17 protein-coding genes and 1 pseudogene are annotated in these 19,933 nt (G+C 64.8%); 3 read left to right on the forward strand and 15 right to left on the reverse strand.

The annotated features are described in order from the left end of the window. Positions 1–126: 126 nt before the first annotated feature. Entirely contained in the window at positions 127–378 is a 252-nt protein-coding gene (locus ABIA40_RS23665; protein WP_404543438.1) for a type II toxin-antitoxin system prevent-host-death family antitoxin, read from the forward strand. Next, positions 378–794, forward strand: coding sequence for a type II toxin-antitoxin system VapC family toxin (locus ABIA40_RS23670; RefSeq protein ID WP_404543440.1), 417 nt, complete (start codon positions 378–380; stop codon positions 792–794). Before ABIA40_RS23665 ends, ABIA40_RS23670 begins: the two co-directional genes overlap by 1 nt. A 3-nt stretch (positions 795–797) precedes the next feature. On the opposite strand, the gene ABIA40_RS23675 is transcribed toward ABIA40_RS23670, so the two are convergent. Beyond that, complete coding sequence (locus ABIA40_RS23675) at positions 798–1,643, reverse strand: DeoR/GlpR family DNA-binding transcription regulator (RefSeq protein WP_036013860.1); 846 nt, start codon at positions 1,641–1,643, stop codon at positions 798–800. A 90-nt stretch (positions 1,644–1,733) separates the two neighbouring features. Further along, a complete protein-coding gene (locus ABIA40_RS23680) occupies positions 1,734–2,420 on the reverse strand; it encodes an HAD family hydrolase (RefSeq protein WP_404543441.1) in 687 nt (228 codons plus the stop codon). Positions 2,421–2,572: 152 nt separating this feature from the next. Between ABIA40_RS23680 and ABIA40_RS23685 the strand changes: the two genes are divergently transcribed. Then, the gene (locus ABIA40_RS23685) at positions 2,573–3,025 is read left to right on the forward strand and encodes a nuclear transport factor 2 family protein (RefSeq protein WP_157286420.1); all 453 of its coding nucleotides are present in this window, start codon (positions 2,573–2,575) and stop codon (positions 3,023–3,025) included. Between the two features lie 266 nt (positions 3,026–3,291). Here the strand turns inward: ABIA40_RS23685 and ABIA40_RS23690 are convergent, their stop codons facing one another. The 13 genes and pseudogenes from ABIA40_RS23690 to ABIA40_RS23750 all read right to left on the reverse strand — a co-directional run bounded on the left by ABIA40_RS23690 (position 3,292) and on the right by ABIA40_RS23750 (position 19,711). Beyond that, positions 3,292–3,483 carry a hypothetical protein gene (locus ABIA40_RS23690; RefSeq protein WP_036013862.1) on the reverse strand — a complete coding sequence of 64 codons (192 nt, stop codon included), beginning with the start codon at positions 3,481–3,483 and terminating at the stop codon, positions 3,292–3,294. A gap of 222 nt (positions 3,484–3,705) precedes the next feature. After that, positions 3,706–4,113, reverse strand: coding sequence for an acyl-CoA thioesterase (locus ABIA40_RS23695; protein ID WP_157286421.1), 408 nt, complete (start codon positions 4,111–4,113; stop codon positions 3,706–3,708). Positions 4,114–4,120: 7 nt separating this feature from the next. Next, complete coding sequence (locus tag ABIA40_RS23700; protein ID WP_404546331.1) at positions 4,121–6,217, reverse strand: 3-hydroxyacyl-CoA dehydrogenase NAD-binding domain-containing protein; 2,097 nt, start codon at positions 6,215–6,217, stop codon at positions 4,121–4,123. A 2-nt stretch (positions 6,218–6,219) separates the two neighbouring features. Next, entirely contained in the window at positions 6,220–7,503 is a 1,284-nt protein-coding gene (locus ABIA40_RS23705; protein ID WP_404543443.1) for an acetyl-CoA C-acetyltransferase, read from the reverse strand. After that, positions 7,503–9,770, reverse strand: a complete 2,268-nt coding sequence (locus tag ABIA40_RS23710; protein ID WP_404543445.1) for an acyl-CoA dehydrogenase — start codon at positions 9,768–9,770, stop codon at positions 7,503–7,505. The genes ABIA40_RS23705 and ABIA40_RS23710 overlap by 1 nt, the downstream gene beginning before the upstream one ends. Positions 9,771–10,055: 285 nt before the next feature. Further along, positions 10,056–10,680 (reverse strand): annotated as a pseudogene (locus tag ABIA40_RS23715) (flavin reductase family protein). A 178-nt stretch (positions 10,681–10,858) separates the two neighbouring features. Then, positions 10,859–11,458 carry a TetR/AcrR family transcriptional regulator gene (locus tag ABIA40_RS23720; RefSeq protein ID WP_157286426.1) on the reverse strand — a complete coding sequence of 200 codons (600 nt, stop codon included), beginning with the start codon at positions 11,456–11,458 and terminating at the stop codon, positions 10,859–10,861. A 33-nt stretch (positions 11,459–11,491) separates the two neighbouring features. Continuing rightward, positions 11,492–14,629, reverse strand: a complete 3,138-nt coding sequence (locus tag ABIA40_RS23725; RefSeq protein ID WP_404543447.1) for an efflux RND transporter permease subunit — start codon at positions 14,627–14,629, stop codon at positions 11,492–11,494. Positions 14,630–14,856: 227 nt separating this feature from the next. Further along, a complete protein-coding gene (locus ABIA40_RS23730; RefSeq protein ID WP_157286428.1) occupies positions 14,857–15,963 on the reverse strand; it encodes an efflux RND transporter periplasmic adaptor subunit in 1,107 nt (368 codons plus the stop codon). A 242-nt stretch (positions 15,964–16,205) separates the two neighbouring features. After that, positions 16,206–17,537 (reverse strand): MFS transporter, encoded by a 1,332-nt coding sequence (locus ABIA40_RS23735; RefSeq protein WP_128262987.1) that lies wholly within the window; start codon positions 17,535–17,537, stop codon positions 16,206–16,208. A 297-nt stretch (positions 17,538–17,834) separates the two neighbouring features. Then, positions 17,835–18,995 (reverse strand): winged helix-turn-helix domain-containing protein, encoded by a 1,161-nt coding sequence (locus ABIA40_RS23740; RefSeq protein ID WP_271538414.1) that lies wholly within the window; start codon positions 18,993–18,995, stop codon positions 17,835–17,837. 114 nt (positions 18,996–19,109) lie between these two features. Further along, complete coding sequence (locus ABIA40_RS23745; RefSeq protein WP_271538416.1) at positions 19,110–19,355, reverse strand: hypothetical protein; 246 nt, start codon at positions 19,353–19,355, stop codon at positions 19,110–19,112. A 119-nt stretch (positions 19,356–19,474) separates the two neighbouring features. Continuing rightward, positions 19,475–19,711 (reverse strand): hypothetical protein, encoded by a 237-nt coding sequence (locus tag ABIA40_RS23750; RefSeq protein WP_157286430.1) that lies wholly within the window; start codon positions 19,709–19,711, stop codon positions 19,475–19,477. Between the last annotated feature and the right edge of the window lie 222 nt (positions 19,712–19,933).

The raw sequence follows: 19,933 nt of genomic DNA on the forward strand, positions 1-19,933 counted from the left end.
GGACGGACAGACTTGCGGCAAGCCGCACAATCGAACGGCAGCCAGCATCGGCGAACCAGCTTGCATGTAGCAACATTTCTACATAAATTCCCCCAATCGACATTCCACGGCTTGGAGGCTCAGAAGATGGTCACCACCCTCAGCAGCCGAGAATTCAATCAAGACACCAGCGGCGCCAAGAAAGCGGCATCGCGAGGACCCGTTTTCATTACGGATCGCGGCCGTCCAGCCCATGTCCTGCTGACCATCGAGGATTACTTGCGCCTGACCGGCGGGCACATGAGCCTTGCGGAAGCTCTGGCGCAGGCGGATGCGGCCTTCGACTTCGATCCGCCTCGCATTGAGGGCGGCATCTCTAAGCCCGCCGATCTCGACTGATGTTTCTGCTGGATACCAATGTCGTTTCCGAGCTGAGGCGACCGGACAAGGCTGATCGGCACGTCGTTGCCTGGGCAGGCGCAATTCCAGCAGCAAACTTCTTCATCTCAGTCATCTCGATTCTCGAGATCGAACTTGGCGCACGCCTGATCGAACGCAAGGACACAGCGCAAGGTGCCATCTTGCGCAGCTGGATCAACAGCCAGATTCTGGCTCGCTTCGAGGGTCGGATCCTGGCGATCGATACCATCGTGGCGCAGCGTTGCGCGCAACTTCACGTTCCCAATCCGCGCGCTGAACGCGACGCGCTCATTGCTGCAACGGCGCTAGTTCATGGTTTGACGGTTGTTACGCGCAATGTAGAGGATTTCAAACCGACGGGCGTTCCGCTGCTCAACCCGTGGGACGACGCTTAGCCGCTATCTCAGCCGCACCACTGGTGCGGCTTCCGGTGCGGCATCCTGCACCTCGGCCGACGCATCGTCGACCTCCGCGCCCTTCGGCATCGCCTCGACCACCTCGATGCCCTTGCTGTGACAGATGGTGGCGAGGCGCTCGGGCAGCTCCTGGTCGGTGACGAAGGTCTGGATCTGGGTGATGTGCGCGATGCGCACCGGCGCGCTGCGGCGCAGCTTGGTGGAATCGGCGACCAGCATGACGCTGCGGGCATTGGCGATGATGGCCTGCGCCACCTGCACCTCGCGATAGTCGAAGTCGAGCAGCGCCCCCTCCTCGTCGATCGCCGAGGCGCCGATGATGGCATAGTCGACCTTGAACTGTCCGATCAGCTGCGTCGCGGTCGAGCCGACCACGGCGCCATCGGCGCGCCGCACCGTGCCGCCGGCGACCACCACCTCGATGCGCGGATGGCGGTAGAGCAGCATCGCGACATTGAGGTTGTTGGTGATGACGAGCAGATCCTCATGCGAGGTCAGCGCGCTCGCCACCTCCTCCGTCGTGGTGCCGATGTTGATGAAGAGCGAGCAGCCGTTCGGGATCAGCGAGGCGGCGGCAGCGCCAATCGCCTTCTTCTCGTCGGCGGCGACGAAACGGCGCGCCTCATAGGCGAGGTTTTCCACGCCCGAGGCGATGATGGCTCCGCCATGGATGCGGGTCAGCGATCTCCGCTCACAGAGATCGTTGAGATCCTTGCGGATGGTCTGCGCGGACACCTCGAAGCGGCGCGCGAGCTCCTCGACCATGACACGGCCGGAGGCGCGCGCGATGTTGAGGATTTCGGCTTGGCGATGGGTCAATCCGGTCACGGCAAAGGCCTCACATCAGAATAATGCATGGTGCGGCGGTTTGCGCCCTCGGTCAATGCGGACGCCGATCACGGTTAACCGACCGAGGTCTTACCATGCCATGGCACTCGCGAGACGCGCGAGCAGCGTCGGGTCGTCGAACGAGCTCGCGGACGTGACTGCGCCTGCTCCAACTAGGTCAGAATGGCTGAGGCTGGTGCGGATGCCGACAGTCGGGATGCCGGCGGCCGTTGCGGACTGCACGCCGGTGCGGGAGTCCTCGAATGCGATCGAGGCTTGCGGGCTCGCGCCGACGAAACGCAGCCCTTCCTGATAGGGGAGCGGATGCGGCTTGCCGTGCGGCAGCTCGGCGCCGATCACCAGCGCCTTGAAACGATGCGTGATGCCGAGGCCGGAGAGCAGCAGCTCGGCGTTGAGTCGCGGCGCGTTGGTCACCGCGACCACGGGGATGCCGGCGCCATCGGCGCGGTCGAGCAGCGCCATCAGCCCCGGCAGCGGTGCGATCTGCCCGGCCACCAGCGTGCGGAAGACCTCCTCCTTCTCTTCGAGAATCAGGGCGCGCCGCTCCGGCGCCTCGTGGGGCAGAAAGCGCTCGCCGATCGCGACATTGGCAAAGCCCTGCAGCTCGAGGGAGAAACGTGCGTGATCGAAGACGTGTCCGTGGGGGCCGAGCACCTGGTTGAAAGCCTTCAAGTGCAACGGATCGGTGTCGGCGAGCGTGCCGTCGATGTCGAACAACAGCGCCCGGCCCATTCCATCGTGTTTGGTCTCGATCATTTCCGTACTTTCCCAAATGCGCGACGCATCGATGCGGAAGGCGTATCAATACGGCCTCGATCGCGCAATGACGCATCCACATGAGGCAGGTGACACTCGACAAAGTCGCGTGCGACTGCAACACTGATTGCAAGATCAAAAAGGAGGAAACCATGACGATCAACCGACGCGATCTGGCTCTCTCGACGCTCGCCGTGTCCGCGCTTGCGTTCGCGACGCCCGCGCTCGCCGCTTCGGCAGACGAGGAAGCGGTGGCGAAGAGGGTCGAGGCCTTCCGCCTCGCCCAGATCGCGGCCGATCCCAAGGCGCTCGGCGCGCTCTGCGCGGAGGAACTGAGCTACAGCCATTCGAGCGGCAAGGTCGAGGACAAGGCGACGTTCATCGCCAACGCGACCGACGGCAAGTCGAAATTTCTGTCCATCGAATACAAGGATCCCACCATCAAGGTCGTCGGCCCCGCAGCGATCGTGCGTTTCCACTGGCTGGGCGAGCAGGAGATGGCGGCCGATGGGAAAAAAGTATCGACCAACCTTCACATCCTGATGAACTGGCAGAAGCAAGGCGACGAGTGGAAGCTGTTGTCGCGGGCGGCGACGAAGTTGTGATCACGTCTTTCCCTCTCTCCTTGCGGGAGAGGGTGGCTTCGCAAGCGAAGCCGGGTGAGGGGTATCTATCCGCGGATCTAACTCTCTATTGAATTCGCGGAGCCAACCCCTCAACCGGCGCCGTTGCCGAAGCTTTGCTTCGGCGTTCTATTAACGCACGGCCGCCGGAGGCGGCCTAGGCCACCTTCCCCCACAAAGGGGAGAAGGAACGGCAGCGGTGCGCTCGGCAAAAAATTCCGACCACGCCTCGCGGGCCGGAATGACAGTTACGCCGCCTCCTTCACGTCGCCATTCACCAGCCTGCGCGCGGCGCGCTCGGCTTCGCGGGCGTTGCGGAATAACTGGCCTTCGAGACGGTTGAAGCGGTGCGATGAGGCGAAGAAGCAGTAGCCTCCAGAAGAACGAACGACGATACCTGCGGTCTGCGAATCGACTTCGATGATGTAGCTGTCCGGCATAGTCCGTGGCTTCCTCAGTGCGGGCAAATAACGGTGCTCGTGCCCAAAGGTTCCCTAGGGCATTGAGGCCGTTTCCACCCCGAATCGACACGCAATTGAGTACGCCGGGACCTCATCCGTTTTATGACTGGTTCTTGGCGAAGCCGCGACGAGGTGACTAGCTCGTGCCGTGTTTTGCGGCGCTGCAAGACCTCGCAGGTGGGGCAGAGCGTCGCGCGCGGATTACGTCGCGATCGGCGGATCGTTTCGCTGGATAGCCTGTGGACGGCCGTGGTCGTCGATCGAGACGTAGGTGAAATGACCGTCGGTGACGAGGAACGGATGCAACTCCTTGCGCCGCAATGCCCAGGCCTCGAGATGCACGGTTAGCGAGGTGCGCCCGACGCGCACGAGATTGGCATAGACCGAGACGAGATCGCCGACATAGACCGCTTTGCGAAAATTCATCGCCTCAATCGCGACCGTCACGGTGCGCGACCGCGCGACCTTCGAGGCGAACACGCCGCCGCCGACGTCCATCTGGCTGAGCAGCCAGCCGCCGAAGATGTCACCATTGGCGTTGGTGTCGGCCGGCATCGCCAGCGTGCGGATGCAGAGATCCCCGCTCGGTCCGGTCTCTTGTTCGCTCATATGACTCTCACTTGAAATTGTCCCAGCCCGGATCGGGCGCGAAACGCGCGCCGAATCGTTCCGCCAGCGCGCGCAGGGTGGATACGATGTTTTCCACGCCGCGCGTGCGCGCATAGTTCAGCGGACCGCCCCGGAACGGGGCATACCCCGTGCCGAAGATCATGGCGCCATCGACCGCTTCGGCGTCGTCGACGATACCCTCGCGAAGCGCCGCAACGCAGACATTGGACATCGGCAGCACCAGGCGGTCGATCATCTGGTCGGTGACGCGCGGTCCGGTCTCCGGCAACGGTGCTTTCTCCGCCTTGCCGTCCTTCCAGGTGTAAAAGCCCTTGCCGGTCTTGCGGCCGAGTTCGCCCTTGGCGACCTTCTCCCGCAGCCAGGCCGGCGTCGGCGGCAGGAGATCGCCGAACTTGGTGCGCAGCATGTCGCCGACGTCGAGGCAGATGTCGAGCCCGACCTGATCGGCCAGCTCGATCGGACCCATCGGCATGCCGAACTGCACGGCCGCTTCATCGATCAGGCGCTGGTCGATCTTCTCGTCCAGCATCATCATCGCTTCCAGCATGTAGGGCGTCAGCGCGCGGTTGACGAGGAAGCCCGGCGAGCTCTTTACAGGCAAAGGCAGACGGTCGATCGCTCCGACGAAGGCGAGCGCCTCTTTCAGCACGTGTGCATCGTTGCCGTCATGGCTGACGACCTCGACCAATTGCAGCCGCGACACCGGGTTGAAGAAATGCAGGCCGACCAGCCGCTCCGGCCGCGCCAGCGTGGTGCGCAGGTCCTGCAGCGGAATGCTGGACGTGTTCGTCGCAAGGATGGCTCCGGGCTTCATCCGCGGCTCGAGCACGGCATAGACCTTCTGTTTCAGCTCCAGCTTTTCCGGCACCGCCTCGATGATGAGGTCGGCGTTGCGAACGCCCTCGCCGTCCATGTCCGGGATCAGCCGATCGAGCGCATCGCGCACTTCGGTGGGCTTGCGGATGATCTTACGATAGAGGTCGGCCGCGCGCTTGACCGCGCCTGCGATCGGCTCCGGCTTCATGTCGGCGAGCGAGACGCGAAGGCCCTGCCCCGCACACCAGGCCGCGATGTCGCCGCCCATCGCGCCGGCGCCGATGACGTGGACATGCTTCACCGTGCTGCCGGCGCCTGCCGCCTTCTTCATCTGCTCGCGCAGGAAGAAGACCCGGATCAGATTCTGCGCGGTCGGCGTCACCATCAGCTTGGCGAACGCGGCCTGCTCGGCCTTCAGCATCGCGGACTTGCTGCCGCCATGGGACTCCCAGAGATCGATCAGCGCGTAAGGCGCTGGATAATGCTCGCGCGATGCGGCCTTCGCGGCCTCCGCGCGCATGCGCTTGGCCAGCAGGCTGCGCACCGGCCCGAGACTGGCGGCGCGCGTCAGCAGACCGGGCTTGGCCCGCTTCAGGCGGCCGAACAGCGCATCCTTCACCGCGCCCTGGACATGCCGCTCCTGCGTCACGGTGTCGACGAGGCCGATCGCCTTGGCGCGGCGGGCGTCAATGGTGCGGCCGGTCAGCATCAGGGCCATCGACTGGGTCGGGTTGACCAGCGCCGTGAACCGCGCCGTGCCACCAAGGCCGGGATGCAGGCCGAGCATCACCTCCGGGAAGCCGAAGCGTGCGCCCTCGATGGCGATGCGCGCCTGGCAGGCCAGCGCCACCTCGAGCCCGCCGCCGAGGCAGAAGCCGTGAATGACAGCGACCGTCGGCAGCTTCAATGCTTCCAGATGGTCGACCACGGCGTGCGCGGCGCGGATGCGCGTCTCCACCATGCCTGCATCGCTGGCACCGCGGAATTCATTGACGTCGGCGCCGGCAATGAAGCCCGACGGCTTTGCCGAGCGGATGACGAGACCGGCGGGACGCTCGGTCTCGATCGCTGCGAGCACCGCATCGAACTCCTCCATCACGTCGGAGGACAGGGTGTTGGCGCTGGCATCAGCGCGGTCGAACAGCAGCCAGGCGATGCCGTCTTCATCTCGCGTCAGCTTGAAATGCTTGTAGGGCCCCTCCGGCGCGGGGCGCGGCCCGAGCTCCAGCACGCGGTCGGCGAGCACGGTCATGATCTTGGAATCCATGGTCATACCGCCTCGATCAGCATGGCGCCGCCGAGCCCGCCGCCGATGCATTCGGTGGCAATTCCGCGCCGCGTGCCGAGCCGCTTCATCGCGTTGACGAGATGCAGCACGATGCGGTTGCCGGAGGTGCCGACGGGATGGCCGAGCGAGATCGCGCCGCCGTCGACGTTCAGCTTCTCGCGCTCGATCTCGCCGGCGGCGCCGTCGAGCCGCAAGATTTCGCGACAGAACTTGTCGTCGTTCCAGGCGGCGAGACAGCCGAGCACTTGCGTTGCGAAGGCCTCGTTCAGCTCCCAGGTCTCGACGTCCTTGAGGGTGAGATCGTTGCGCTTCAGCAGCGGCGTCACCGACATCACCGGACCGAGCCCCATGATGCTGGGGTCGAGCGCGGCCCAATGGCTGTCGACGATCGCAGCTTTCGGCGTCAGCTTGTGCTTTGCAACGGCAGCGTCAGAGGCGAGGATCACCCAGGAGGCACCGTCTGTGATCTGCGAGGAATTGCCGGCGGTGACCTGGCCCCACGGCCGCTCGAACACCGGCCGGAGCTTTGCGAGCGTCTCGGCGGTGGAGTCCGGACGCACGCCATCGTCGTGGTCGAAGAACTTGCCGTCGCGGGAAAACGCCGTTTCGACCTCGCCCTTCAGATAACCCGCGCTTTGCGCATGCGCGAGCCGGCGATGGCTCTCGGCCGCATAGGCATCCGACTGCGCGCGCGTGATGCCGAAGAGATGGCCGACGACCTCCGCCGTCTGGCCCATGTTCAGCTCGGTGACGGGATCGGTCAGGCCGCGCTCGAGGCCGATGATCGGCTTGAGATCGCGCGGCCTCAGCTTGAACGCCGAGGCGAGCTTCGCGGCCACGCCCTTGGCGGTGGCAAGGCCGGCGAACCAGCGCACGCCGGAATTCGGCCAGACCAGCGGCGCGTGGCTCAAGGCCTCGGTGCCGCCGGCGAGGATCATGTCGGCATGGCCTTCGCGGATATAGCGGTAGGCGGTGTCGATCGACTGCATGCCCGAGCCGCAATTGATCTGCACGGTGAAGGCGACCATGTCCTCGCCCATGCCGAGCCGGAGCGCGGCGACGCGGGCCGGGTTCATCTCGTCCGCGATCACGTTAACGCAGCCGAGGATGACCTGGTCGAAGCTGTCGGGCGAGAACGGCTGGCGCGCCAAGAGCGGCCGGCCGCATTGCACGGCGAGATCGACCGGCGTGAACGGCCCCGGCCCCGAACGCGCCTTCAGGAACGGCGTCCGGCTGCCGTCGACGATGAATACCGGTCGTGCCATCAGCTCGCCGCCCTCTGCTCACCGAGTTCCTGGAAGAACTGATGCACATTGACGGTTTTCTTGTAAATCGGCGACAGCGCCTCTGGCGCAAAATCGTCGACCTCTATCACTTTTGTGACGGCTTCGCGGGCAGCGGCGAGTTGCTCGCCCTCGGCTTGCGTGATCACGCCCTTGGTCACCGCCTCCTTCCAGTCGCGGATCTGCGCAGCGCGCATGCGCCTGGCGATCGCATCCGTCGCCGCGACCAGCTTGAACGCGCGCTCCAGCCGCGCAAAGCCGCCGTCGTCGTCGACATGGGCCAGATCCGGCGTGAGGCGCTCGCGTGCCGCCGATGGCTCCAGCACGATGGCAGCGCATTGGTGCACGATTCGGTCGGACGGGCCGAGCACGCGGGCGCCGAACGGCTGGACCACGAGCCTAAGGAAGCTGGCAACGAAGCGGTTCGGCAGGTTGGCGAGGATTTCGGCGAGCCGGTTCTCGATGGTTTTGAACCCGGTCGCCATGCACCATTCCAGCGCGGCAAAGTCCTCCTTCTGCCGCCCCTCGTCCTGCCAGCGCTTCAGCGCGGCCGAGAGCAGATAGAGCTCGGACAGGATGTCGCCGAAGCGGGCCGACAGCATTTCCTTGCGCTTGAGCGCGCCGCCGAGCGTCAGCAGCGCCATGTCGGCACAGAGCGCGAAGGCCGCCGAGTAGCGCGAGAGCTGGCGATAGAAGGGCGTGGCATCGCCCGCATCGGGCACTGGGGCGAATGCGCCAAAGGTCCAGCTGCGACCCATGGCGCGGAAGAGTGTCCTGAAGCTGTGGCCGACATGCTTCCAGAACGCCTTGTCGAACGCGCCGAGGCCGCGCTCGCGATCGCTATCTGCGAGCGCGTTCATCTCGTCGAGCAGGTAAGGATGGGCGCGGATCGCGCCTTGCCCGAACACGATGAGATTGCGGGTCAGGATATTGGCGCCTTCCACCGTGATGCCGACCGGCACGGCGCGGTGGAGATTGCCGAGATAGTTTTGCGGACCGTCGATCACGGCCTTGCCGCCATGGATGTCCATGGCGTCGTCGACCGCGGTGCGCATCCGCTCGGTCGCGTGCAGCTTCATGATGCCGGAGATGACGGCGGGATGGATGCCGGCGTTCAGTGCCGCGCAGGTGAGCCGGCGCGCGGCGTCGAGCTGGTAGGCGGTCGCGACGATGCGGGCGAGCGGCTCCTCGACGCCTTCGAACTTGGAGATCGAGATGCCGAACTGCTCGCGGATGCGCGCATAGGCGCCGGTGGTGCGCGCCGCATAGGCGGCCCCGGCGGCCGACAGTGACGGCAGCGAGATGCCGCGGCCGGCTGCGAGCGCGGTCATCAGCATCTTCCAGCCCTGCCCGAGGCGCTCCTTGCCGCCGATGACGTAGTCGAGGGGGATGAAGACGTCGCGGCCCCAATTCGGGCCGTTCTGAAAGACCTGCATCGAGGGCAGATGACGCTGCCCGATCTCGACGCCGGGCAGGTTCGTCGGGATCAGCGCCACGGTGATGCCGAGCTCTTCCCGGCTCCCCACGAGATGATCGGGATCATAGGCCTTGAAGGCAAGACCGAGCAGCGTCGCGACGGGACCGAGCGTGATGTAGCGCTTGTGCCAGTTGAGGCGAAGGCCGACGACCTCGCGACCCTCGAATTCGCCCTTGCAGATGATGCCGGTGTCGACCATCGAGGCAGCGTCGGAGCCGGCTTCCGGGCTGGTGAGGCCGAAGCAGGGAATCTCGCGGCCGTCGGCAAGGCGCGGCAGCCAGCGCTGCTGCTGCTCTGTGGTGCCGAAGCGCATCAGGAGCTCGCCCGGGCCGAGCGAGTTCGGCACCATCACGGTGACCGCGGCCGCGATCGAGCGGGTCGAGATCTTGCGAACCACCTCCGAATGCGCGTAGGGCGAGAAGCCGAGGCCGCCAAACTCCTTCGGAATGATCATGCCGAAGAACTTTTCGCGCTTGACGAAGTGCCAGACGTCCTGCGGCAGGTCGCGCGTTTCCCAGAAAATCTTCCACTCGTCGAGCATGGCGCAGAGCTCGTCGACGGGGCCATTGAGAAAGGCCCGCTCCTCGTCCGTCAGCGTCGCCTGCGGGACCTTCAGCAGCTTCGACCAGTCGGGGTTGCCGGTGAAGAGATCGGCATCCCACCAGACGTCCCCCGCCTCCAGCGCCTCGCGCTCGGTGTCGGACATCGCCGGCAGCACGCCGCGCGCCAATGAGAAGATCGGCTTTGTGATGGTGTCGCGGCGGAAGCTCATGGCGGACCTCATGCATCGGCGCGGTTGTCAGGCATTTTAGCGGAAATCGGCTGGCGGAGGCGAGCATCTCGCCTGCAACATTGACGCGGCCGGGCGGCCGCCCGAGCGATAACGGCGGGGGCGTGGGTCCAGTTCCGGGAGGGGAAATGGGTTAACTATTTGTCGACGTCATTCCGGGGCGACGCGCAAGCGTCGAGCCCGGAATCCATAACCACCATCGGGAGTATGGATTCCGGGCTCGCGCCTAACGGCGCGCCCCGGAATGACCGTGTTGAGGGAGAGGGCCTAATCCGGCCGCACCATCTCGAACATGTTTTCCGGCTTGATCTCGAAATAATCGCCGCGCCGGCCGGCGCGGACGATGGGGCGGGCGGCGGCGGTCTGGTAGACGCCGTCCTTGATCAAGGCCTTGTCGATGTGGACGGCGACGACTTCGCCGAGCGTCAGCCAGGCGTCGGCCTCCTTGCCATTGGCGCCCTTGAGGCGGACGATGTCGGACACCTTGCACTCGAACGCGACGGGGCTCTGGCCGACGCGCGGGACATTGACGAGCTTGCCGGGCCACGGCGGTGAGGCCCGCGACCTCGAACTCGTCGACCTCGGGGGCGACATGCGCCGCGGTCGCGTTCATGTGCTTGGCGAGATCCATCGTCGTCAGATTCCAGACGAACTCGCCGGTCTGCTGCATGTTCTCGACCGTGTCCTTCCAGTTGGTCGAGGAGAAGCCGATGATCGGCGGCACGTAGCAGAACGCGTTGAAGAAGCTGTAGGGCGCAAGGTTGACGTGGCCCCTGGCGTCGCGCGAGGAGATCCAGCCGATCGGCCGCGGCGCGATGATGGCGTTGAAGGGGTCGTGCTTGAGGCCATGGCCCTTGGAGGGCTCGTAGAAGTACAGGTCTTTGTCGGTCACGCGCTGCTTCCTTTTCGTCATTGCGAGCGCAGCGAAGCAATCCAGAATCCCTCCGCGAAGACAGTCTGGATTGCTTCGCTGCGCTCGCAATGACGGAGTTTGTGGGTCCGTCCCGGTCCGCCTCCGGCGGTCATGCCCGGGCGATCAGTCTGCTTATAGGAGGAAACCCGCTGCCGCGTCAGTGGCGCGGCGACAGACCCGCGATGACGAAATCGATCATCTGGTCAATGGTCGGGCCCGGCTTGGTGGCGCACTGGGCGATCATCTGAGGGTGGAAGAAGCGCATCATTGCCGTGCATGAGCAGAGCGCGGCCAATTGCAGGTCGGGCGCCTCGAACTCGCCGGAGGCGACGCCTTGCGCGATCATCTGGCCGATCATTCCGGCAATGCACTCCATATGGGTGACGCAGACCTCCCAGTCCTCCTGCATCGCGATCTCGACCATCTCATGCAGCTTGTTGTCGCCGACATAGCGCTCGGTATTCATGCGATTGATGGTGATGAGCAGCTCGCGGAAGCGCGGCAGCACCGGACCGGGCCTTGCCACGATCCGCTGCGCCTCCAGCTCGACCTCGCCCATCAGCGAGCGGGCCACCGCCTGATGGATCGCCTTCTTCGATTCGAAGAAGCGATACACGTTGGCGGGGCTCATCCTGAGCTCCTTGGCGATGTCGCCGACGGTCGTCTTCTGGTAGCCGATCTGGCGGAACAGCCGCTCGGCCACCTCGAGGATGCGATCCCGGGTGTCGACTTCGATATGTTCCGAAACAAGGGCCATCAGTCAGGACTCGCTGGTCAGCAGTCTTCTCATCTATTCAGCCGCTTCGGCAAGCGGAATTGCGTGCGGGTCATCGCTCCCATGCTGCGGCGCGGCCGGCTGCTCGGGCGTTCCGGCCTCGTCCAGGCTCTTGCGGAACCACAGGGCGTAGAGGCCCGGCAGGTACAGCAGCGTCAGGAAGGTCGCGACGAACAGGCCGCCCATGATGGTGATCGCCATCGGGCCCCAGAAAGCCGAGCGCGTCAGCGGGATCATGGCGAGAATGGCGGCGAGCGCCGTCAGCACCACCGGCCGGGCACGGCGGACGGTCGCCTCGACGATCGCCTCGCGCCGGGTCAGGCCGTGGCTGACGTCGGTCTCGATTTGGTCGACCAGGATGACCGTGTTGCGCATGATCATGCCGGCGAGCGCGATCAGGCCGAGCAGCGCCACGAAGCCGAACGGGGCATTGGCGACGTTAAGGCCGAGCGAGGCACCGACGATGCCGAGCGGCGCGGTCAGGAACACCAGGATCAGCCGTGAGAAGCTCTGCAGCTGGATCATCAGCAGCGTCAGCATCACCATGACCATCACCGGGAAGAGGATGAAGATCGAGGCGTTGCCCTTGGCGGATTCCTCGAACGCGCCGCCCGGCTCGATCCGGTAGGCCGGCTCGAGGTGATCCATGATCGGCTTCAGCTTCGGCGTGATCTGGTTAGTGACATCAGGGGCCTGCACGCCGTCGACCACGTCGGAACGCACAGTGATGGCCATGTCGCGGTTGCGCCGCCACATGATCGGCTCCTCGTGCGCGTATTCGATCTTGGCGATCTGCTGCAGCGGCACGGCGACGCCATTGCGCGAGGTGATGGTGAGATCGCCGACGCCGCCGAGGTCGAGGCGCTCGGACGGGATCGCGCGGGCGACTACGCCGACCTTCTCGATACCGTCGCGCACGGTGGTGACCTGCGAGCCCGAGATCAGCATCGCCAGCGCCTGCGAGACGTCCTGCGGGGTCAGGCCCATGGCGCGGGCACGATCCTGGTCGACGACGAGCTTGAGGTAGGGCGACTGCTCGTTCCAGTCGAGCTGGACGTCCTTGACGCTCTTGTTCTCCCGCATGACTTCGCGGACCTGGTAGGCGATCTCGCGGACCTTGTTGGCGTCGGGGCCGATCACGCGGAACTGGACGGGAAAGCCCACCGGCGGACCGAAATTGAAGCGGTCGACGCGCACGCGTGCCTCGGTCAGGAAGCCCTCGGCAGCCGCGGTCTCGATCTTGGCCTTGATGCGCTCGCGCGCCTCGACGCCCTTGGCGACGATGACGATCTCGGCAAAGGCCTCGTTCGGAAGCTGCGGGTTGAGGCCGAGCCAGAAGCGCGGCGAGCCCTGGCCGACATAGGCGGTATAGGTCTCGATGTCCTTGTCGTCCTTGAGCAGCGTCTCGGCCTTCTTCACCGCCTTCTCGGTGACGTTGAAGGCGGTGCCTTCCGGCAGGCGAAGCTGGAAGAACAGCTCGGGCCGCTCCGACAGCGGGAAGAACTGCTGCTGGACCTGGCCGAAACCGACGATCGAGGCGACGAAGACGCCGACGGTCGCGACCACCACGGTGATGCGGTGGTTGACGCACCATTTCACGATGGCGCGCAGGCCCCGATACATGCGGGTCTCATAGACCGCGTGCGGATCGTGATTGTGGTGCGCCTTCATCTCGGGCAGCAGCTTGACGCCGATATAGGGCGTGAAGATCACCGCCACGAACCAGGAGGCGACCAGCGCGATCGCCACGATCCAGAAGATGCTGCCGGCATATTCGCCGACCGCGGAATTGGCAAAGCCGATGGGGAGGAAGCCAGCGGCCGTGACCAGCGTTCCCGTGAGCATCGGAAACGCAGTAGATTCCCAGGCAAAGGACGCCGCACGCATGCGGTCCCAGCCCTGCTCCATCTTCACCACCATCATCTCGACCGCGATGATGGCGTCGTCGACGAGCAGGCCGAGCGCGATGATCAGCGCGCCGAGCGTGATGCGGTGCAGGTCGAGCGACATCGTGTTCATGACGATGAAGACGATGCCGAGCACGAGGGGCACCGACAATGCGACCACGATGCCGGTGCGCCAGCCGAGCGCCAGGAACGAGACGAACAGCACGATGACGAGCGCTTCCATGAAGGAGTGCACGAACTCGCCGACCGCGTGCTCGACCACCTTGGGCTGATCGGCAATCAGCTTGACGTCGACGCCCTGCGGCACCGCCTTCATGAAGTCGGCCGTCGCCTTCTCGACCTCCTTGCCGAGCTCGAGGATGTTGGCGCCCTTGGCGGTGACGACGCCGATGCCGATGGCAGGCTTGCCTTCCTGGCGCACAACGAAGCTCGGCGGATCGACATAGCCGTGGGTGACGGTGGCGATATCGCCGAGACGGAACACGCGGCCGTTGCTCTCGACCGGCGTTTCGGCGACGGCCTTGGCACCGTCGAGCGCGCCGGTGACGCGCAGCGGGACGCGCTGCGAGGAGGTCTCGACCGTGCCGGCCGGCGTCACGTTGTTCTGCTTGGCGAGCGAATCGAACAGCGCCTGCGGCGTGATGCCCAGCGTGGCGAGCTTGGCGTGGCTGAACTCGACGAAAATGCGCTCATCCTGGTTGCCGTAGACGTCGACCTTGGTCACGCCGGGCACCTTGAGCAGGCGCTGGCGAAAACCTTCGGAGACCTTCTTGAGCTGGGCATAATCGGCGCCGTCGCCGGTCATCATGTAGAGGATGGAATCGACGTCGGAGAACTCGTCGTTGACGACGGGCCCGAGAATGCCGGACGGCAGCTGGCCCTGCACGTCGACCAGCTTCTTGCGCAGGAGATAGAAGAGGTAGGGCACGTCCTTCGGCGGCGTGTTGTCGCGGAAGGTGACCTGGAGCGCGGTGAAGGCGGGCTTGGAATAGGTCTGCACCTTCTCGAAATAGGGCAGCTCCTGGATCTTCTTCTCGATGGGATCGGCAACCTGGGTCTGCATTTCCTGCGCGGTCGCGCCGGGCCAGATTACGGAGACGTTGACCACCTTCACCGTGAAGAACGGATCCTCGGCACGGCCGAGCTTCTCGTAGGAGAAGAAGCCGGCGACGCCGAGGATGATCATCAGGAAGAGCACCAGCGTCGGATGGCTGACGGCCCAGGCCGAAAGGTTGAAGCGCTTCATCGCACTCTCCGAAAGACGATCCAGTTGCAAACAACGACAGCCGCTCTGTTCAAACCGTCGTCGCGAGGCAGCGAAGCAATCCAGGGGGCTGGGCAGGTTCTGGATCGCTTCGCCGCTTCAGCCTTTGCTTAGGGACAAAGGCCGAAACTCACCTCACACGACGTAACTCACTTCTTTTGTCTCGCCGATCCGGGGCGACCGCAGGGCGAACCCGGAAAATGACAGGACTAGAAACTCAGTGACGACACGATCCGCACCCGCTGGCCGGGATCGAGCTTCTGCACGCCGAGCGCGACGATCTTGGCGCCCTCTTCGACGCCGCCGGTGATGACGACGTCCTTGCTCTCGTAGGATTTCACCGTGACCGGCTTGAGCGTGACGCCACCGTTGTCGTCGACGACGTAGAAGGAGGGCTTGCCGCCTTCGTTGAAGAGCGCCGACAGCGGCAACCGCGCGACGCGCTCGGTCGCGGCATCCGACAGCGTCAGCGTCGCCGTCATGCCGAGCGCGACCTTGTCGTCGGCCTCGGGCAGCGAGAACTTTGCCAGATAGGTCCGCGTGGCGGGATCGGCTGCCGGCGCGATCTCGCGCAGCTTGGCCGTGTATTTCTTGTTCGGCTCGGACCAGAGAGTGACGCTGGCGACGCCCGACTTGGCGCGTCCGACCAGCGTCTCAGGGATCGCGACGACCGCTTCCTTCTCGGCAAAGCGGGCAACACGGATCGAAGCCTGGCCCGCGGCAACCACCTGGCCGGGCTCGATCAGCGTTGCGGTGACGACGCCGCGGGCGTCGGCGTTGAGCGTCGCGTAGGAAAGGGAATTCTTGGTCAACTCGACCGAGCGCTCGGCCCGGTTCAAGCGCGCACGGGCTTCATCGGCGGCGGCGCGGCTCTGGTCGAGCTGGGCGTCCGTGGTCCAGCCCTTGGCCTTGAGGTCCTTGGCACGCTGCTCGGCGGCGGCGGCCTGGGCCAGCACGCCGGTTGCGGCGGTCTGCTCGGCAACGGCCTGCTCGGCCTGGAGCTTCAGGTCGACCTCGTCGAGGGTGGCGAGCGGCTGGCCGATTTCGACTGTCTGGCCGACTTCGACGAGGCGTTTGGCAACCTTGCCGGCGACACGGAAGCCGAGATCGCTCTCGATCCTGGGACGGATGGTGCCGACGAAGCTGCGCTCCGGGGTCTCGGCAGCGTAGTGGGCGGTTGCCACCAGAACTGGCCGCGGCGGCTCGGCCTTCTCGGCGACGGTATCGTTGCACCCTGCCAGCGAAACGGCCATCAGGGCGAGCGCGGCTCCTGCGAAAAGCTTGGAATAGCTCGACAAAATCGACCGGACGAACATCGAAGGACACTCCTGCATCTCGATTGAGAGGAATGTCGACTGTTCACTGATAAAAGTCAATAATCGTCAGTCATCAGGAATGCGTGATCGTGAACGGGTGGTAAGGATTTGGGGACCACTGCGGAGGTACTATCGCAGGGTAGGCAAAGCGGAGCGTGCCCCCCATTTGCTCTTGGTGGAAGGTGGTGGGCACGGCGCAAGTGCGCCTTTGCCCACCCTACCGAGAGTAACGAGCTGCGCCCTCACCGCCCCCGGTCGGCGAATTCGTGCTTGCTGTCGTGTCCGCCGACGAACACCAGGATGCCCGCGATCAACGGCAGCACGGCGAGCACCAAGAGGCCCGTCGAGGTCTGCCCCGTCGCTTCCTTGACCCAGCCGATCAGATAGGGCCCGCCGAAGCCGGCGAGGTTGCCGATCGAGTTGATCAGCGCGATGGCGCCGGCGGCGGCCGTGCCGGAGAGCCAGGCAGTCGGCAGCGTCCAGAACACGCCGAAGCAGCAGAACACGCCGATCGCGGCCACCGTCAGCGCCACCATCGTCAGCGTGGGATCGGTGAGATAGGAGGAGATGCCGAGCGCGACTGCGGTGAGCAGCAGCGGCGCGCCGACATGCATGACGCGCTCGCGGCTCGCATCCGAATGCCTCGCCCACAGGATCATGGCGATGGTGCCGAACAGATACGGGATCGCCGTGACGAATCCGGTCTGGGCGTTGGTGAGGCCGAACGCCTTGACGATCTGCGGCAGCCAGAACTGCATGCCGTAGAGCGCGCCGACGAAGCCGAAATAGACCAGGCTGAGCGCGATCACCTTCGGTGAAGACAGCGCCTCGCCGAGTGAGAAATGCTTCACCGCCTGCTTGGCCGCGATCTCCGAATCGAGCTTCGCCTTCAGCCAGGCCTTCTGCTCGGCCGAGAGCCAGTCCGCCTTCTCCGGCTTGTCGGTGAGATAGAACCAGGTGACGATGCCAAGCAGCACCGATGGGATGCCCTCGAGGATGAACAGCCACTGCCAGCCTTTCAGCCCCATCATGCCGTCGAGCCCGAGCAACAGGCCCGAGATCGGCGCGCCGATCACGGTCGAGACCGGCACCGCGATGGCGAAGGCAGCAAGGAAGCGGGCGCGATATTCGGCCGGATACCAATAGGTGAGATAAAGGATGATGCCGGGGAAGAAGCCGGCCTCGGCGACGCCGAGCAGGAAGCGCAGGACGTAGAAGCTGGTGACGCCGCTGACCACCGCCATCAGCGCCGAGATGATGCCCCAGGTCACCATGATGCGGGCAATCCAGCGGCTCGCGCCGAATTTCTCCAGCGCGAGGTTGCTCGGCACCTCGAAGATGAAATAGCCGATGAAGAAGATGCCGGCGCCCCAGGAGTAGATCAGCGGCGTGAATTTCAGATCGGCGTTCATGGTCAGCGCGGCGAAGCCGAGATTGACGCGATCGAGATAGGAGAAGAAGTAGGCCAGCACCAGGAACGGAATCAGCCGCCAGGAGATGGCGCGGATTGTCGAGGTTTCGATGTCCGACTTGGTGGCACCGGTGGAACCGGCATAGGTGGTGGTCTGGCTCATGGCTTCCCCCGGGGTTGTTGCTTTTTTCGGGTCTGCGGCCGTTTTCAGCATCGCGAGCAAAGAGTCAATGGAGCAAGCAATGCACGAGACGCAGCCGGGCACGCCTGTTGCGCCTCTACGGACCTCACTGATCCGCGCTGCTTTTGGGATTGCGTTTGGCATGTGTATCGATCGGGTTGCCATGCGCGGTCCCGCAGGGTGGGCAAAGACGCCGTAGCGCCGTGCCCCCTCGTCGTCGAATTGGCAAGACGTGGGCACGCTTCGCTTTGCCCACCCTACGAGACTGCCGTCGGAGACTCACTCCGCCAGTTGAAACCGTTCGAAACGGTCGAGCTCCTCCTCGATCACGCGCTTCAGCTCCTTGCGGCCCGCCGTCTTCCTGCCCTGCCCGACCCAGGTCCATTTCTGCATCAACAGCTTCTTGTTCTGCCGGTCGGTCTTGAGATCGAGCGCGGCGACGATCTCGTCCCCGACCAGCACGGGCAGCGCGAAATAGCCGAGCTTGCGCTTGGCTTTCGGCACATAGGCTTCGAACAGGTGGTTGTAGCCGAAGATGAGGTTGGTGCGCTTGCGCTGGATGATCAGGGGATCGAACGGCGAGAGGATGTGGACGAGATCGGGCGACACCTCATGCGGCTCAAGCGCTGCAGGCGAGGCCCAGTGCTCCTGCTTACCGGCGCCCTCGATCGCGACGGGCACGAGCTCGCCGCGGCGGACGCGCGAGGCGATCAGGCGCGCGACCGGCTTCTTGCTGGGCGCATCGAGATGGCAGACCGAATCGAGGCTGACCACGCCCTGCGAGCGCAACGCGCGGTCGAGCAGATAGGCCGTGATCTCGCTTGCCGGCGCCGGCTTCGGCAGCCTATCCCAGCCGAAATGACGCGTCGTCAACTCGTAGGTCTTAAGCATGCCCTGGCGCGCGCTGATGGTGACCGCCCCGGTATAGAAGGCGAGCTGCAGCGCCCGCTTCGAGGGCTTGCGGCTCTGCCACAGATGCTCCTTCTCGACGAGCACGTCGTCGTCGATGTCACGGATCGTCAGCGGCCCGCCGCGCAGCAGCCGCATCACCTTGCGCGTGTCGGCCGGCTTCACCGCGGCGAACCATTTGTGTCCCTCGCGGCGGTGCTCGCGCATCGCCGGCAGGAAGAAACGGAAGTCGTTCGCCGGCACGTAGGAGAGCGCGTGCGTCCAGTACTCGAACACGGTCTTGTCGACACTCTGGGCGTGGCGCAGATCGGCGCGGCGATAGGACGGGATCCGGCTGAACAGGATGTGGTGATGGCAACGCTCGATGACGTTGATGGTGTCGATCTGCACATAGCCGAGATGGGCGACAGCGGCCGAGACGGCCTCTGCGCCTTCGCCGAACGGAGCGCGGTCGGTCAGCCGCTGGGCATGCAGCCAGATCTGCCGGGCCTGTGTCGTCGAGAGCGGAAGCGGTTTGGGCGTGCGGGGCATTGCAGCGTGCAATGTAGCGGGATTCGCCGCGAGGCAAAGAAGCAGAGACGCGAAAAAGCCGCGCTGCCATCTGCTGCCAGCGCGGCCAGAACGTGTCAATTCGGCGGGAATGTCTTACTTTTTCGCCATCGCCTTCTCGGCACTCGCGTAGTGCTTGCAGGCGCCGCGCATGTTGCCTTTGCTCATGTCGGAATTGGCCGCAGCCATCGACTTCCGCGCTGCCATCTTGCTGGGCGTGTCTTCGCCGCCCAGTCCGGCAACGAGCTTTGCCATGTTCGCACTGGTGCACGCCATCTTGGCAGCCGATGCGGGGGTCAGAGCGAGTGCCACGAATGCCGTCGCGAGCAACAGGGTCTTCATCAAGTTCTCTCCTCGAATAGGCAGCCGGCCTGATGCCGGACAACGCGACTGCCATTCTTCCGCCACGAGTTTGCAGGGAAAAGACAATTTCGTTGCTGCGCTGCAGTGATACCCGCTTTTCAGCGTGCGGCTTTTGGGCGCTCCCCGACGCTGCCGGTGGCAACCTCCGGCTCGCACATGGCCTTGCCACGTCCTTCCGCCTGACAGCGATAGACACTGCCGGTGAGGCGATCGACCAGCCAGACGTTCTCGTCGGTCGGCCCTTCGAGTCCGACATAGCGGGAGGTCAGCCCGGCGATCAGTGTCGAGAGCAGGATGGCCACCGCGATCATCGCCGCACCGATATAGATGGGCATTGCGTTCAGGGTCTCTGTCCGATCCGGCGGGCCACTGCGATGGAACTGATAGTCGCGCTGATAGTCACTTGGCCTCGGCACAGGACGGAACTCGGCTCCCCTCGCGTCAAATTATCGAATGATTGAAGTATGTTAGGCGGACATCTGGACGAATTCTTGTTCGCGGGCAGGCGGCGAGGCGACGCCTTTGCGACGTTCGGGTTTCCCAGAAACCCGCTGCGG

This window comes from Bradyrhizobium sp. USDA 223 (assembly GCF_044909005.1).
Taxonomy (GTDB): domain Bacteria; phylum Pseudomonadota; class Alphaproteobacteria; order Rhizobiales; family Xanthobacteraceae; genus Bradyrhizobium; species Bradyrhizobium yuanmingense.